Below are 16923 nucleotides of genomic sequence, written 5' to 3' on the forward strand. Positions count from 1 at the left end.
AGAAAAACCCTTAAATTGATGAAGACAATTTAAGGGTTTATTTTATGGAATACTATTCAATCACTTCTGAGAAATCAGCAGCGGCCATACGTTTATATGAAGCCCATCTACGTTTAGCATCAATGATATTTTGATGTAATAATTTTTCAGCAGCTTGAGGATCTTTTTTAACCAATTGTTGATAACGATTTTCACTTAATAAGAAGTCATGATATTTTTCCCATTTAGGTTCTTTAGAATCGATTTGCAATGGGTTTTTACCTTGAGCAATTAAGCGAGGATCATATCTAAATGTTGGCCAATATCCACATTCAGTAGCTAACTTAGCTTGTTGGTGAGAATTTCCTAATCCACCATCAATACCATGAGCAATACAAGGTGAATATGCAATAATTAATGATGGTCCTGGATATGCTTCAGCTTCTTTCATAGCTTTAGTCACTTGAGTTGGGTTCGCACCATGTGATATACACGCTACATAAACTGACTCATAAGTCATGGCTAAAGCAGCCAAGTCTTTTTTCTTACCAGGTTTACCAGCAGCTGTAAATTTAGCAATTGAACCAGAACGTGCAGATTTAGATGATTGTCCACCAGTATTAGAGTAAACTTCTGTATCTAAAACAAGAATGTTTACATCTTCTGCGTTGGCTAAAACATGGTCTAATCCGCCATATCCGATATCATAAGCCCAACCGTCTCCACCAATAATCCAATTAGATTGTCTTACAAATTGACCCTTAAGTTCTAACAATTCATCTTTGAATTCTGATTTAGATTTTTCTAACAATGGAATGATTTTTCTTGATAACTCTAAAGTCTTATCTCCATCTTCACGGAATTCAATCCATTCTTTAAATAATTCTTGTAATTCTTCTTCAAAAGTATTCATATTTTCAAAGATAATTGTTTGCATTCTATCTCTCATTGTATCTACAGCGATTTTCATACCGAAACCATATTCAGCATTATCTTCGAATAATGAGTTAGCCCATGCAGGACCTCTGCCTTCAGCGTTTGTTGTGTAAGGTGTTGCTGGGAAAGAAGCACCATAAATAGAAGAACAACCTGTTGCATTAGCAATCATCATTCTTTCGCCAAATAATTGCGTTGCCATACGGATATAAGGTGTTTCACCACAACCAGCACAAGCACCAGAGAATTCAAATAATGGTTGGTTAAATACTGCATTTTTATAAGTATTTCTACCAACTAAGTCACCCTTATAAGGTACTTCATTGTATAGGTAATCAGCTAAAACGTGTTGTTTTTCTTCAACGTTTTCTTCTAATTTAGTCATATGTAAAGCTTTGTTAGGTGCAGGACAAGTATTAACACAAACCATACATCCAGTACAATCTAAGACTGAAACTTGGATACGATATTTCATACCTTCTAAGCCTTTACCTTTAGCATCTAACCATTCTTTATCAACAGGCGCATTAGCGACTTCTTCTTCAGTTGCTAAAATAGGTCTGATACATGCATGAGGACAAGCATAAGCACATTGGTTACATTGGATACAATTTTCAGAAATCCATGTAGAAACCACATCAGCTACACCACGTTTTTCATAACGAGCTGTACCAGATGGCATTTGCCCATCTTCAATACCTTCAAATGCTGAAACAGGTAAATCATAACCATTAATAGCATTAACAGGATCTGCGATATTTTTAACGAAGTCTGGTCTATCTTCAACTTCAACTTTTTCCACTTTTAAGTCTTTCCATTCAGGTTTAACTTCAACTTTAACTAAACCATTAGCACCTAAATCAACAGCCTTGTAGTTCATCTCAACGATATCTTCACCCTTGCTTGAGAATGATTTTTTCGCATAAGATTTCATAGCTTCTTGAGCAGTTTCATACTTCATGATTTGTTCATTAAGTTTGAAGAAAGCAGATTGCATAATGGTAGAAACCATTTTTTCACTACCAATTTCTCTTGCTAATTTATAAGCATCAATGATGTATAGTTTTACATCTCTTTCAGCCAATATTTTAAGCATTTTATTTGGTAATAAGTCTTCGATTTCATTTGCATTTTTATGAGTTGCTAGTAAGAATGTACCACCCTTACGAATACCCTTAATTAAATCAAAACGACTTACATAAGCTTCTTGTGAACATGATACAAAATGAGGATGGTTTACTAAATAAGTTGAACGAATTGGGTTTTTACCAAAACGTAAATGCATTCTTGTAACCCCGCCAGATTTTTTAGAATCATATGAAGCGTAAGCTTGACCATATAAATCAGAATAATCACCAATAATTTTAGATACATTTTTAACAGCACCTACAGTACCATCTGAACCTAAACCAAAGAATAATAATTCTGTTGTATCTTTATCAACAGTATCAATATGGTCTTCCAAATCTAATGAAGAGAAATTAACGTCATCTACAATACCGATTGTAAAATTATCTTTCATTTCATTATCTAAGTTTTTATAAACAGCTAAGATTTGATCAGGCGTTGTATCTTTACTTGATAAACCATATCGACCACCAATAATAGCAGGTTGTTTTTCTCTATTATAGAAAATAGATTTAATATCAACATATAAAGGTTCACCAGCAGATCCTGGTTCTTTAGTTCTATCTAAAACAGCAATTTTTTCAACTGTATCAGGTAATACATTAAAGAAATATTTGCTTGAGAAAGGACGATATAAATGAACAGAAATTAAACCGACTTTTTCTCCTTTTTCCATTAAGTTATCAACAACTTCTTTAATAGCTTGAGTTACTGAACCCATAGCCACAATAATTTTTGTTGCTTTTGGATCTCCGTAATAGACGAAAGGTTTATATTCTCTACCAGTTTCCTTAGAAATTTCTTCCATATATTCGTTAACAATATCAGGAATAGGTTTGTAATATTTTTCTTGGATTTCTTTTGCTTGGAAATAAACGTCATCATTTTGAGCAGAACCCATAGTTTTAGGTGTCGCTGAATTCAAACCTCTTTGACGGAATTTCTTAACAGCTTCACGATCAATTAAACGATCAAAAACATCATAATCCATGACTTCAATTTTATTAACTTCATGAGATGTTCTAAAACCATCAAAGAAATGCATGAATGGAATAGAAGATTTAATAGCTGCTAAATGAGCAACCCCACCTAAGTCCATGGTTTCTTGAACAGAACCTGAAGCTAACATACAGAAACCTGTTTGTCTTGTAGCATAGATATCTTGATGATCTCCAAAAATACTCAATGCATGAGCTGCAAGTGAACGTGCTGCTACATGCATAACTCCTGGTAATAACTCACCAGCAATTTTATACATATTTGGAACTTTTAATAGTAACCCTTGAGATGCTGTAAATGTTGTTGTTAATGCTCCAGCCATTAAAGATCCGTGAACAGTCGCTGCTGCGCCTGCTTCAGATTGCATTTCAACAACTTTAACCGGCATACCGAATAAATTCTTTTTGCCTTGTGCTGCCCAATTATCCACATGTTCTGGAATTGGTGAAGATGGTGTAATTGGGTAAATACCAGCCACTTCAGTAAAAGCATAGGCTGTATAAGCTGCTGCTTGATTACCGTCCATAGACTGGAATACTTTCTTTTTAGACATATTGACCTCCTATATAAATTATTATCAAATCTAAATTTCATACATTGATATTATAACGCATTCAACTAATAAAAACAACGCTATTTTTAGATAATAATCAATACAAAACAAAACAGTCGTAATATTTAAAAATAAGAAAAAAATCACTCAATGATAAGCTCATTAAGTGATTCATATTGTTTGGCTATAATGACATTATATTTATCTAATTCTTGCTTTTTCAACTTAAAACATTCTTCATAAGTTCCTTTAGCCACTAAGGGTAAGTTACAATCTTCAGATATATGAGCCAGAATAATATGTTTGGTTTTCTCCCCCATAATATCTAAAATTAAATTGGCCGAATCTTCATTAGATAAATGACCGGTATCTTCAAGAATCCTTCTTTTTAATAACCAAGGCCTTGAAGATTCTAATAACATTTCTGATTCATAATTACTTTCCACCATATAAGCACTAGCATTTTTAATTAAATCATACTTTCTTAAAGGAAAATAACCAGTATCTGTCATGTAAACAAAAGATTCATCATTTTCTATAAAACGAAAACCCAAAGGCTCAATAGCATCATGATATGTATAAAAAGGTAAAACTTGAAAATGCTTAAAATCTATAATTTCTTCTTCTCTTAAAAACACAAGACTAGATTCTTTAATATCCCCAGTAAACCTTTTATCGAAACCCTTATAAGTCCCTTCACTTAAATATATAGAAATATCATGTTTATTTAACAATACTCTTAAACCTGAAACATGGTCTCTATGTTCATGGGTAATAAAAATACCCTTTAAATTATTCAAATACTTGCCTTGTTTTTCTAATCTATAAGTTAATTGTTTGTAGCTTAAGCCACAATCAATTAAATATTGGTCTTCTTGAAATTCAATTAAGGTTGCATTACCTTTTGATCCACTTGCCACCACTGTAATTTTCATGCATCATCCTCTTTTTCTCTTAGTTTTTCTTTAGCTTCATTAATCAACTTTTCTTTTTCATCTTTTTGCTTATGTTCTTGAATTTGTTTAATTATATTTATGGCTTCTAAAACCATAATAACTACAAATATTAAGATAATCAATAAAAATAAAATATTAAAATTACTAGAAAATAGAGCTCCATAAATTCCCCCTATAAAAGCAGACTTTGAACCCCTATAGACACCTATAATATTATCTTTACTGATATTTTTTTCCCAATCATAAATAATATCATTATTATCACCCTTAGTGGTGAAAACATCACCATTTATTGCAATAATTCTATGGGTGATACTCACTCTCTTCCCATCAACATTGGCATAAAAAGAAACGATATCACCTTCATATACTTGGTCATAGCTCGTATCAATAATAATCATATCTCCAGCCATGATTTCATCTTGCATAGATTTTGTTGGAACATAAGCTATAGCCTTACCAAAAATTGTAGGAACTTCTCCATTGGCTAAAGAATAACCCAATTGCATAATTAACAAAAGCGTTATAGCAAGTAATACAAAAGGCATATATGATAATATTTTTTTAAATTTACGTTTCATAAGTAAAGCCTCTATCCGTTAAAATCTATACTCGTTAAATCGGTCCATTCTACATGGTCTGCTTGTTTGACTTGAATGAGAACATAAAGACTCACTTGATTTGTTGCATATTCATTACTGGCTTTAAATCCATCATAATAGATAAAATTGATTAAAGCAATCACACCTGTATTGCTTATAGCATGGTCACTTGCTATATAATACCAATAATCTCCATCTAAAACAAATGAACTGCCAAATTCAACAAACAAATCATCACTTGCTTCATTTTTATAGGTCTTAAGACTAATGACTTCTTCTACTAAAGTATAATCTATTTTAAGTCTTAAAGAAGTATCTATATTGGATTGATTATTAACAAAGATATCTTCATTTAATAATTCTTTATCAGGAAAAATAATCTCACTTTCATCAATAAAAGAACCATGATAGGTATAAGAGATTTGCCCAGTATTGATTTGAACACTTCCTGCAGATTCATACAAAGAAATCCATGCATAAGTGGCTGTAATGGTTAATAAAAAAGCAAAAATTAATAATAACAAGGATTGTATAAGTCTATTTTTTTTCATAAAACCACCTACTCAGCATTGAAATAGATTCTAATATCATCTATTTCAATCTCTAATCCTTGATATTCATTTCCAGCACTCGGTAAAACCCCTAAAGTAAAATCTATGGTTTCACTTCCACTGCCTTCTATATCAATATGGTTAATTAAAGGAGCCATACCACCCGACATTAAGTTTTCTAAGGTATCATCTCTATTCACAAGTCCATCTACAGTAGAAGTCACCTGAATTACCTCGATCAATGATATTGATCCATTGGTAAGGACATCATTGATTGAAGATAAGTAAACAATCACATCATAGTTCCTGCTTGAAGGATTGGATAATACCAAACGAAAATATTTTTCATCACCAGGAACCTGCATAGACATTTGAATAGAATCTATTTCATTATAAACCAAGCCATCAGTAGATTCATATAAGGTATAATCAATGCTATAACCAGATACCGAAGATTGAAACATACCTACATTAACCCATTCAGATACTGAAAACCAAGCCAAAGAGGTGACAATGAACAAAAGGACTGATCCCACTAAAGCTGCTAGTGAAAGATGTAGTCTTCTTTTCATAATATCACCTCTCGTTTTCTATTTGTTTTTCTTTTTTTGTCTTTCTTTTTTGGCTTCTTCAAGAATCCTTTTAGCTTCTTGAATTTTCTCTTGTTTTAAGACTTCTTCTCTGGCTTTTTCATCTAAAGCAGCTAATCTTTGTCTTCTTTCTTCTTCTTCGATTTCTCTTTGTTTTTGTTTCTTAGCTTCTTCAATAGCCTTTAACTCATCACGATAATTCTTTAAGTTTAATAAGGCCAAAGCCTTATTGGTTTTAAAATCTTTATTGTTTTCAGCTTTAACCTTTTCAATATCACGATAAACATCCATAACTTGTCTTTGAACCTTAATACGTTCATGTATATCATCAATTTCATCAGGCTTATAATTACTTTCTATAAAATCAACAAAAGCATTATCAGCGATTTCTTGTAATTTTCTATAAACAATTTTAATAGATTCTTCTTCAGCAATACCAGCGTCTTTTAAAGTCTTAAATCTTTCAGTATTCGCTTCTTTAATTTTATCTAGAAAATACTGATTTAAAGTATGGTCTTCTAAAAGATATTCACCAGCTTGTAAGTATTGGTCTTTATCAATACGTTGAAGAACCTTAGCTTTTTTCTCCCTTAAATAATTAAGTGGTCTAGCAAAATCTAAATCTTCAATTTGTGAATTAGATACCGTCGCATAAAGAATCATTAAAGCTTCTTTTAATTGATCTTCATACTTTTTATCTAATAAAACATCTCGATCAAAAACATCTGATTCATAACCGACTCTATCGACCCTATCCAAGGTTACCCATAGATTATAACACTTATTAAAATCTACATTTTTACGAATAATATTGGTCATCATAATAGGACTTCTAACCGGAGGAAAACCTTTCATTTCTTGCATAAAATGAGACATTTTATAATTGGTAATGGCTTTTCTTACTTCAGTCATTCTTTCCAATAACTCTTGGTTTTTTTGTCCCATTTCATCATCATCAATATCACGATGAATATTTAAAGATATATCATAATCGATATAAGTTTTTTCCCATTCTAATTTTGATTTAACATTTAACACATTGGCGTATTCCGTATGCATTTTTTCAACAATTAAATTATATCTTAACTCAATAAATGTAAACAATTTATTGACTAAAGACATTAAAAACCTATTTTCATAGGTTCCTAAATCTTGATCATAATAAGATGTTAATACCTTTGAAGGAATCACATTCCCAAAGCGATCTCTTTCTTTAATGTTTTGAGTATTGGCAGCCAAATGGCGAATGGTATCTGAGTCAATCTTCTTAGCTCTTTCAACTGCGACAACCTCAGATACTTTTTTTAATGATTCTCTTGGATTCCTGGTTAACTTATCAATGATAGGTATAATATCTTCAACTTCATCCATCCAAGAATCATCAAAAACACGTTTTTCTCGTCGTTCTTTTTGATATAGTTCCATATCAGAACTATTCAAAAGTTTTCTAAACTGCTTAGCAAATTCATCAACTTTATTTAAACCTTCAATGGTTGTATTTAATTTTTTATAATAACGCTTAGCAGTGCCTTCTTTCATCTAATCACCTATAACATTTTTTGAAGATTATCAATGAATTTTTGAGACTCCTCAAAAGAATTTTTACCAAATGTTTTCTTGATTTGTTCTTTCAAATCTTTTAACTCATCTTGTAAAAAGGCTAGATTTAAACTTTCAAATTTACGTAAGACCTTATTAGCAAAAATATAATCCATGCCATCTTCTTCAGTACCGCCACAAGCTACATAAACAGGAACAAATTTATGTACTTGATTCATAATACGGTTACCAAAAGCAACTTTAAATTTATTTTGAACAAATTTATCTAAGATATCAAATTTCTTTAAAACATCATCAGATACTGGATATTTATAATGTGCTTCATCAAATAATTCTTGTAAGTAAGCATGAGACATATGAATAGGCTCTTGTTCAGGCGCATCAAATGCTTCAGCTTTATTTTCAAATTCAAGAGACATGGCTCTATCATATACCTTATCTGTAATGGTGAATGTTGAATCATCTTTATTGGCTGTACCAATAAACCAAACGTTTTCTGGTACAGTAATCTTACCGTTAATCACTTTTAATGGATCTGATGGTTTAGCATCAGGCACTAAGTCTATCTTCCATTCAGAAGGATTTGGCATTTCCATAATTGATAAGAATTCAGCAAAATAATACTCAATTCTCGCTAAGTTCAACTCATCTAAAACGATGAAGTTAACATCTTTACGATAAATTGATTCATACAAGGCTTTTAAGAAATCAGTTTCATTAAATCGTTTGGTAAACTCATTTAAATAACCAATAATTTCTGCCCTATCTCTCCATGAAGGTTGAACAGAGATAATTTCAGCTTTATTACCAAAAAACTTAGCCATAGCATAAGGTAAAGAGGTTTTCCCTGTACCAGATATACCTTCTAATAAAACAACCTTAGAAGCTGCCATACCAGAAAAGAATAAGGAAATCATTTTTGGTGTGTAATAAAGTTTTAATTGTGAAGCTGAATAATTAACAAATCTTGTGACTAACTCAGGTAAAGCAATATAATCTTCATCTTCCATAAAGATATGGGTATCTTTCCCAGCATATCTTTCATCCACTTCAATTAACTTAACAAATCTTGAAGGACCACTAGGTTTTTGAGTTTGTGGTGCTTGTGGAGAAGATTGAACGTCAGAAGTAATAGAACTTGGTCTTGACCCATACCTGCTTCTACCATCAGCTAAATAAATGGTTTGACCTGATCCAGCTGAAGCAGCAGGTGGAATATAATTTTCACCAACTTCTGATCTTGTTGTTGCATTAATACCTAATTGAGAAACCTTCATAGCCATGATTTGGTTTTTCTCATCGGCTAGTTCAACGACTCTATCGTTTAACATCGCAATTTCATCAATTAGCTCTTGTTTTTCTATTTCTACTGATCTAAAACCAATATACTTTCTTAACCATAAGAATGTTCTAATCAAGATAAAGACAAAAAGAGAAATATTGATAACACCCGCAATCACAACCATAAACCATGAAACAACAGTAAAGTCTTGCGATTCTTGTATTAAAATTTCCCAATAATCGCCAATATTTCTAAATAATCTAACAATAATACCTTCCCAGAGAATATCTCTGAAAAAGAATACTATATGTTGCCAGATTGCTGTAAACAATCTAACATAATATCTTGAAAATTCATTCATTATATAGCCTCCAGTAATTGAATACTAGTAAATATTAAAAACGTTATTCTTTATCTTCTTCTTGTTTTTTTTGCTCTGCTTCTAATTGTCTTTTAGCTTCAGCAATCGCTTCTTCTTGCATTTTAACTCTATCTTCCATTGTCTTTTTATTATTATATTCAGCATATATTTTAACAAAACGAACAACTTCATAAGCTAAGAATCCAACTGCAGGTAAAACAATTAATAAAAAGAATCCTAAACTTGATTTTAAAAATCCAGTAAATCCATCAACAAATGATCCAAAGTTAGACCAAGAACGTCCATTCCATACCCCAACAATATCATTTAAATCATCACTAGAAACTCTTAACAAAACTCTATCGTTATCTGGATTTCCATCACCTTTTGTTGTTAAAAAATACACCCCTTCCCCAGCATCAAAAACATTAACAATTCTATGTGTGTTATACTCTTCTAAAGTACTATCCCAATAAGTTATAACAACACCTTCCTCTTCAACAATATCAGATAAATTAAAATCCGTAGAAATAAAAATCAAATCACCCTTATCAAAAGTAGGACTCATTGAATCTGATTGAACAGCTAAAGACGTTATACCAAAGAAAGAAATTTGGTTTTCTTCTTTCTTAGAAAATAAAGCGAATATTGCATATAATAACACAATTCCTAACACAACATAAAAAGCAATATTGCCTATTTTTTTAAGTAAATCATTTTTCCCTTTTACATTCTCCATTAATCTCACTCCTAAAATAAAATAGATACTCTCTTTATTATATATTATTATGTAACATTTTTCATTATTAAATTTAATAAAATAAACAAATACCACTATTTATCTTATAAAAAAGACTTTATTTTACCTTAGAACTAAAATTATACCCTATAAGGTAACATAACTTAGGGATAAACCCTAAGTTATGTTTTAATAGTTAATTTCAAATAACTTTAATTAATATTTCGATATTATAAGTCAGTTGTTCCAATTTGGAAACCGAATGAAATGTCGAATTGAGCTAATGAAATATTATTTGTTGCGTCTGCATCCCAACCTTCAACAAAGATATATACTGTAACTAAAGTAGGTACGTTTGCATCAATAATCATTAAATCAGTAGGATTTCCAGTAGTTGTATATGAAGATAATTCAAAATGATCAATCACTGATGAGTTTAAGTTTGTTAAATTTTCTAAATCTCCAGCTGTAGCTTCTAAATCAGATAAGGTATTATTTGATGTCCCTGCAAAGTCGCCAGTAAAAGTATATGAATAATCAATGCCATTACCGAAAACAAATGCATCTCCAACTGTTGAACCTCCAAAGTCTGTGTTATCTCCCCAAACTACTAATCTTACAGCATTTGCAATATCTGCTTGGTTTGCTGAGTTACCAGCATTTGAAGCGATTGATGAAGTATCAATTAATTCTAATGCAGCAGTGTCTCCATTATCCCCTTGTAATAAAACCCAGAATCTTAATTCTAAATATTGGCCATCAGCATTATTTTTTGTAGCTGAAGCAAGTGTTCTATTTTCAAAGTCACTTAAATATGTTAAATTTTTAGCATCATATGCTGCATATCCATTTGAGACTACAGATGCCGGTGATATTCTCCAAGGTGTAGCTGCGCTAGGTCCAATTTGATATCCATCAGAATATAAATCAGCAACTTCAATCACTGTCATATAATTTCCAGCTGTTTGTAAATCATTAGGATTGCCAGAATTATCATTAACGAAATCTCCTGCAGTTTCAGTCGGTGTCAAAGGCATAATAAGTAAAGAATCTGCTGAAGTTACATTTAACGTCATTGTATCAACAGTTGCAGTTTGACTTACTGTAAACCAAGCAAATGTTGTACCTATTGTTGCGATAAACGCGAATACTAATACGATTCCTGAAAGAATCACTTTTGTTTTTAAAGCTTTCATAAATTTTTTCTCCTTTTATTTTTTTTATTTTTTTTACTTTCTAATTAAGATGTTTCTTCGTCAATTAAGACGATGTTTGTTACTGTGAAATTCATTGCTAATTTAACTCCACCACTCCATAAGTTGATGGTATGGTCTGGATCATAGCCTTCGTACCAGATCACTACTGATACTTTTTTAATATCTCCTGGAAAGAAATTAGTAAATGTTTGCCTCATTATTGTTGAGGGACCAAAGAAACTTTGATCTACATAAGGTTCTAATTCTCCAGGGTTTTGCCCGTTCTCTGATTGTCTCTTAGCATATACTGTTGCTTCACCATCAATAATGACTTTGACTCTTAATGCTTCTTCTGCCCCTTTTGATGTTGAAATGACATCTATTTCAGCAAGCAAATCCGCGGCGTAATTTCCATTGGATTGCATTTCTACATAAAAGGTATATGCGATGTAAGACTCTCCGTTGTTTGATCCTTCTACTGAATGGATTTCTTCATTAGGTGGTATACACGATGGATGTCCAGGATCCCTATCAGGCATGATGCCACAAAGGTCAGTCATACCATCAGCGTTATCGACTTTATCGGCTAATAATCTTGTTGAAAATTGTTTATTATCTAAGTTCTCATAAAGTGAAACACCAATTTGATAAGCTCTTTGATCCACGGTAAATGTAAAGTTCCCTGCTTCCATTCCGTAAAACGAGATAGCGAAGATTAAGAAGGATAAGATTGCTGTGACGATGATTCCGAACCTGGCAGTTTTTGTTAGTCTAAACGCTTTGGAAGCAAATAATACTTTATCAGCTAATCTTACTTTGCGTCCCATATTCGAATACCATCCCCTCCCCCTATCTTCATAATTGGCTTTTTGTTTTAAAAAAAGCCATCATCTTTTGATTTCGACATTCTTTACTCCCTAAGAAATAAAAAATGCCATCATCACTCAAGATAACGGCAACTGGCTACCATCGATTATCGAAGGCCCTATAGCTTTGCGTCACTAGCTTTCGCTAGTTTTGCTATTTACGAGTTTATTATAAACTATCAAGCTTTATTTGTCAATAAAAATACCTTGAATTTATTAATTTTTTTATTTTTTTTATTTGGAGGGCTAATTTAAGCCCCCCAAAAATGTAAATTATTTTATAAAATCAAGAATTGTCTCTGTTAATTGATCTGCTTTATCAACTAAAGGTGAGTGTCCACACTGATCAAATTTTACATAAGTTGAATCATTTATCTTCTCTATATTGGCTTTAACCATCGATTCAGGAACAGTAATATCATGACTTCCCCAAATATGTAGGGTTGGTGCTTTAATATTTTGAATGCTATGATCGCCTTCAGAATATAAATTGTGGGTGTCCCCCATATTTAAAGAAGCTAAGGCAAAATCAACATCGACTAAATTTCTTTGTTTTAAAGAATCTTCTATATATAAAGCATAGTCTTCTTCATTTGGTTTATTAACAGTATAGATTGTCATATTATAAATGGTTCTTAATAAATCTCTGTTCTTGGTTTGATAAGCCATTAATAATGGTAAAACTTGAACTGGATCTTTTGCCATTTCTTCTCTTGTTTCATAAACTTGGCCAATAATCATTTGATTCTTATCATCTTTTTTAAAGACTGGATAGCCATTATGAGAAGCTGAGTTCAGTAAAATAAGCTTATCTAACTTATCAGGGTACTTAACCGCAAATTCCATAACTACCCCACCACCTAAAGACCAACCTAATATATCAGCCTTAGGAATATCTAGTTTTTCCATAAATAAATATAAATCATCCGCAAAGTCTTTTAAAGACTTAATAGGTTGATCATATGATGAGTCACCAAAACCTCTTAAATCAGGTGCGTAAACATGGATATGGTCAGGTAATCTTTCTAGTAAAGGTTTAAAATAAACAGAAGATGATACATTACCATGAACTAAGATTAAATACTTTGATCCTTTTCCTTGTTCTAAATAAGCAATTGTTTCATTATTATTGATTTGAATAGTTTTCTTTTCCATAAAGTTCTACTCCTTATATTTGATAAGTTTCTTGTTTAACTAAGAAAAACCCTGTAATCAATGATGTAAACAATAATGGATTTTCATACATTGAGGCATGACCTACCCCCGGTATGGTCATCCAATGGGCGTTTTTAATATGTTTAGCTAAATATTCTTGTTCTTTTCTAGGTGTTAAGAAATCTTCATCAGCGGTAATAATCAATGTATGTATGTCTAAATCTTTTAACTGATCTCTTACATCAAAAGATTCAGCTGATAAAGTCAATCTCTCCATAGCATCTAAAAATTCTGGATTAGAAAAAATAGGTGTTAAGATTTCTTCTCTTTTTTGCATCCATTCTAACTTAGCTTCATAATAAGATGGTGAATAGATGATTGGAATGGTTGTTTTATAATATAAAGAACCGTCTCTGGTTTGACCTGCTTTAATCCAAGACCTTCCTATATCTTTTAATAAAGGATTTGTATAGGCTGATGAATTAAATAAAATTAATCTTTGAACATAAGTTTGATGTTTCAAAGCAAAAGATAAAGCAACTTCCCCGCCATAAGAAATCCCAACTAAATTTATTTTCTTGATCTTTAATTCATCTAATAAAGCTTTTAATAAGTCAATTTGCATGTCTTGTTTATAGTTGTCAGTCATTTTATCTGATTGACCTTGGTCAAGGAAATCAACCCTTAAAACGTGAAAATGTTCAGTTAATGTTTCCATAAAAGGTTGCCAAGACTTAGTAGACATCATAATACCGTTTAAAATTAATAATTTTGGATTATCTTTATTCCCATCTAACTGATAAAAAACATTTTTATCTTTATACTTAAAAATGCTCATGTAAAAAACCTGCTTCTATGGCTTCTTTTCTTAAAGCATCTCTAAATTTAGGATGGGCAATGGAAATTAATAATTCAGCTCGTTCTCTAATGTTCTTGCCTCTTAAATTAACAATACCATATTCTGTAACTACATAATCAACGTCATTTCTTGATAAAGAAACTGCAGCCCCTGCTTTTAAAGTAGGAACAATTTTTGATACTTCTTCATATTCACCAGTTTCTTTATTTTTTAGGGTTGTTGTTGAATATAGAGAAATAAATGAACGACCGTTCTTAGCATTTTGAGCCCCAATGGCTGTATCGGCTTGTCCACCAGTTCCTGAAATTTGCATGGTTCCTATTGATTCTGAACAACATTGTCCAGTTAAGTCAACTTCAATGGTTGAATTAATAGATACTTGATTGTCATTCAAACCCATGACAGCTGGATCATTAACATATGATCCAGGTAAAATCATGACTGAAGGATTGTTATCAATATAGTCATAAAGTTCTTTTGAACCCATGGCAAAACAACAAACGTGTTTTCCCTTGTGTAAGGTTTTCTTTTTACCAGTAATGACACCAGCTTCGATTAAATCAATCATCCCAGATGTAAACATTTCTGTGTGAATACCTAAGTCTTTTTTATCTATCAACGACTTAGCCACTGCATTTGGTATACCACCAATGCCCAATTGTAAATTATCACCATCATGAATATGTTCAGCTATTAACTGACCAATTTTTAAGTCTTTTTCATTAGGCTCTACATTTGGTAGTGTTGGTACAGGATAATCCACTTCAACTAAATAATCAACATCTGAGATATGGACTTCCATATCACCAAAGGTCCTTGGAAAATTAGGGTTGATTTCAAAGACGACGATGTCGGCAGCTTCAACCATTTCTTTTTCATAAACATTAGATGTTGATAAGGACATAAAGCCATGTTTATCCGGTGGTGTCGCAGCTGTAATAAATATATGTGGTTTTCTATAATCTAATCGTTTTTTTCCTGCAAAATGTAAATGATTAGGAATAAACGAAATATTTCCATGTTGACTTGCTTTTCTTAATGTTTTTGTATAAAACCATGAATCTAAAAAGAATGAATCCCTATAGTCTCCATTCATAAAAAAGTCTGCATTTGTTATAGGCAAACAATTGGTCACTGTGACAGACTTAACACTGTCAGCAATGGTATGTAGGTTTTTCATAAATTCTTGAGGTTCATTGGCAGCCATACCAACAACAATTTCAGAATTTGATTGGACTAAATCATAAATCTTGTCTATCGTTACCTTTTTTGCTTCTTTCATATTGTCCCTCATTTCTCATAGATATGAAGGGAGAGAATGAACTCTCCCTTTTATCTGAAATTTTAATGATTGTTTTATTCTTGTCTTGCTAATATTTGATCAACTGCTTCCATTGATTCAGCAATTTCAAAATAACCAACTTCGTCTTCAACTTTCATTTGTAAGAAAGACATAATTTGTGTTCCAACACGTTTTCCTCCAGTGAAGTCTAACGGGCTTCCTAATCCATAATTAAATACTGATTCTTCCATCGCTTCAATAAAGTTTTCCCATGAAATTGCTTCATCAGCGTCCATACGTTCTAAACCTTTTACAAATACCATGGCAGCTATCCAACCAGCTATCGCAAATGAATTGTTTTCATATTCAGGATATTGCTTAACAATTTCAGTTTGATATAATTCAAATTCAGGTGTGATATTCCCTTCATCGTCAATTGTGTTAACCCATGCATTTGCATAAACATCAAATGCTGTTGCAACTTGTTTAACTTGCGCAATTACTGAAGCATCTGCCGCAACATAACTCATGATTGCAGGTTTTGTATTTCCGTTAGCAAACAACTCTAATAAAGCAGAAACAACGCTCCATTGATTCATCCCTAGAACAACTACATCAACATCAGCATCGATGATTGTTAAAGCAGCTGAAGCAAAATCTGTTCCTGACACTTGAGCTGATACAACAGTTACCCCTTGGGCAGAGGCAACTCTCTCTAAACCAGTTTTAATTTCAAAACCATTTTCATTAGCGGTATAGATTAACCCAATTTTTTGAGCATCAAAAGAATCGATACTTCTTGCAGCCATCATTTCACCTTCATACTCATAAACCGGTTGTACAGGGAAACTTGCACTACCTTCTACATCTTCTTCGTATACTAGTGAAGTACCAGTGCCGTAATATACTCTAGGAACGCCTAAAGTTTCTAGATATTCTGCGGTAGCACCAACAGTAGGTGTACCAAAATGACCTACCATAGCAAATACTTTGTCAACTTCGACTAGCGTTTGAGTATGTGTTAGACCAGTTTCTCCATCGAAACCATCACTATAGTGAATTAAACGAATATCGCGGCCAAGGACACCGCCAGCTTCATTCACCATACTAAAGTATGTTTCCATACCTGCTAAGAAAGGCGCACCAACAAAACCTAGTGGCCCATCATTCACTGCAGTATTTCCGACTATAATTTCAGTATCTGAAACACCTTGAGCATGTACCAATGGTTCTTTCGTCCCTTCTTCTGTTCCACCGCAAGCTACTAATGTAGCTGCTAGCATAAATAAAGTAACAACTAATAGAATTTTTTTCATACTTCTCTCCTTT

14 protein-coding genes and 1 riboswitch are annotated in these 16923 nt (G+C 32.2%); all 14 genes read right to left on the reverse strand.

The window, feature by feature from the left end; genetic code table 11:
• Positions 1-52: 52 nt before the first annotated feature.
• The gene (gene nifJ / locus HF295_RS04035) at positions 53-3595 is read right to left on the reverse strand and encodes a pyruvate:ferredoxin (flavodoxin) oxidoreductase (RefSeq protein WP_312032576.1); all 3543 of its coding nucleotides are present in this window, start codon (positions 3593-3595) and stop codon (positions 53-55) included.
• Between the two features lie 143 nt (positions 3596-3738).
• Entirely contained in the window at positions 3739-4530 is a 792-nt protein-coding gene (locus tag HF295_RS04040) for an MBL fold metallo-hydrolase (protein ID WP_312032577.1), read from the reverse strand.
• The gene (locus HF295_RS04045) at positions 4527-5132 is read right to left on the reverse strand and encodes a signal peptidase I (protein WP_312032578.1); all 606 of its coding nucleotides are present in this window, start codon (positions 5130-5132) and stop codon (positions 4527-4529) included. The genes HF295_RS04040 and HF295_RS04045 overlap by 4 nt, the downstream gene beginning before the upstream one ends.
• 11 nt (positions 5133-5143) lie before the next feature.
• Positions 5144-5704 carry a hypothetical protein gene (locus HF295_RS04050; protein ID WP_312032579.1) on the reverse strand — a complete coding sequence of 187 codons (561 nt, stop codon included), beginning with the start codon at positions 5702-5704 and terminating at the stop codon, positions 5144-5146.
• Between the two features lie 8 nt (positions 5705-5712).
• Positions 5713-6276, reverse strand: a complete 564-nt coding sequence (locus tag HF295_RS04055; protein WP_312032580.1) for a hypothetical protein — start codon at positions 6274-6276, stop codon at positions 5713-5715.
• 18 nt (positions 6277-6294) lie between these two features.
• Positions 6295-7833: a DUF2357 domain-containing protein gene (locus HF295_RS04060; protein WP_312032581.1), complete on the reverse strand. Its 1539-nt coding sequence runs from the start codon at positions 7831-7833 to the stop codon at positions 6295-6297.
• An 8-nt stretch (positions 7834-7841) separates the two neighbouring features.
• Complete coding sequence (locus HF295_RS04065; protein WP_312032582.1) at positions 7842-9497, reverse strand: hypothetical protein; 1656 nt, start codon at positions 9495-9497, stop codon at positions 7842-7844.
• Positions 9498-9540: 43 nt separating this feature from the next.
• Positions 9541-10236, reverse strand: a complete 696-nt coding sequence (locus HF295_RS04070) for a signal peptidase I (RefSeq protein ID WP_312032583.1) — start codon at positions 10234-10236, stop codon at positions 9541-9543.
• 230 nt (positions 10237-10466) lie between these two features.
• Positions 10467-11432, reverse strand: a complete 966-nt coding sequence (locus tag HF295_RS04075) for a hypothetical protein (protein ID WP_312032584.1) — start codon at positions 11430-11432, stop codon at positions 10467-10469.
• A gap of 44 nt (positions 11433-11476) precedes the next feature.
• Positions 11477-12259, reverse strand: coding sequence for a hypothetical protein (locus tag HF295_RS04080; RefSeq protein ID WP_312032585.1), 783 nt, complete (start codon positions 12257-12259; stop codon positions 11477-11479).
• 124 nt (positions 12260-12383) lie between these two features.
• Positions 12384-12464, reverse strand: a riboswitch (cyclic di-GMP riboswitch).
• Between the two features lie 107 nt (positions 12465-12571).
• The gene (phaZ, locus tag HF295_RS04085) at positions 12572-13453 is read right to left on the reverse strand and encodes an intracellular short-chain-length polyhydroxyalkanoate depolymerase (RefSeq protein WP_312032586.1); all 882 of its coding nucleotides are present in this window, start codon (positions 13451-13453) and stop codon (positions 12572-12574) included.
• 13 nt (positions 13454-13466) lie between these two features.
• The gene (locus tag HF295_RS04090; RefSeq protein WP_312032587.1) at positions 13467-14291 is read right to left on the reverse strand and encodes an alpha/beta fold hydrolase; all 825 of its coding nucleotides are present in this window, start codon (positions 14289-14291) and stop codon (positions 13467-13469) included.
• Positions 14278-15594, reverse strand: a complete 1317-nt coding sequence (locus HF295_RS04095) for an acetyl-CoA hydrolase/transferase family protein (protein ID WP_312032588.1) — start codon at positions 15592-15594, stop codon at positions 14278-14280. The genes HF295_RS04090 and HF295_RS04095 overlap by 14 nt, the downstream gene beginning before the upstream one ends.
• 74 nt (positions 15595-15668) lie before the next feature.
• Positions 15669-16910 (reverse strand): ABC transporter substrate-binding protein, encoded by a 1242-nt coding sequence (locus HF295_RS04100; protein WP_312032589.1) that lies wholly within the window; start codon positions 16908-16910, stop codon positions 15669-15671.
• Positions 16911-16923 lie beyond the last annotated feature (13 nt).

Source organism: Hujiaoplasma nucleasis, assembly GCF_013745115.1.
GTDB classification, from domain to species: domain Bacteria; phylum Bacillota_I; class Bacilli_A; order Izemoplasmatales; family Hujiaoplasmataceae; genus Hujiaoplasma; species Hujiaoplasma nucleasis.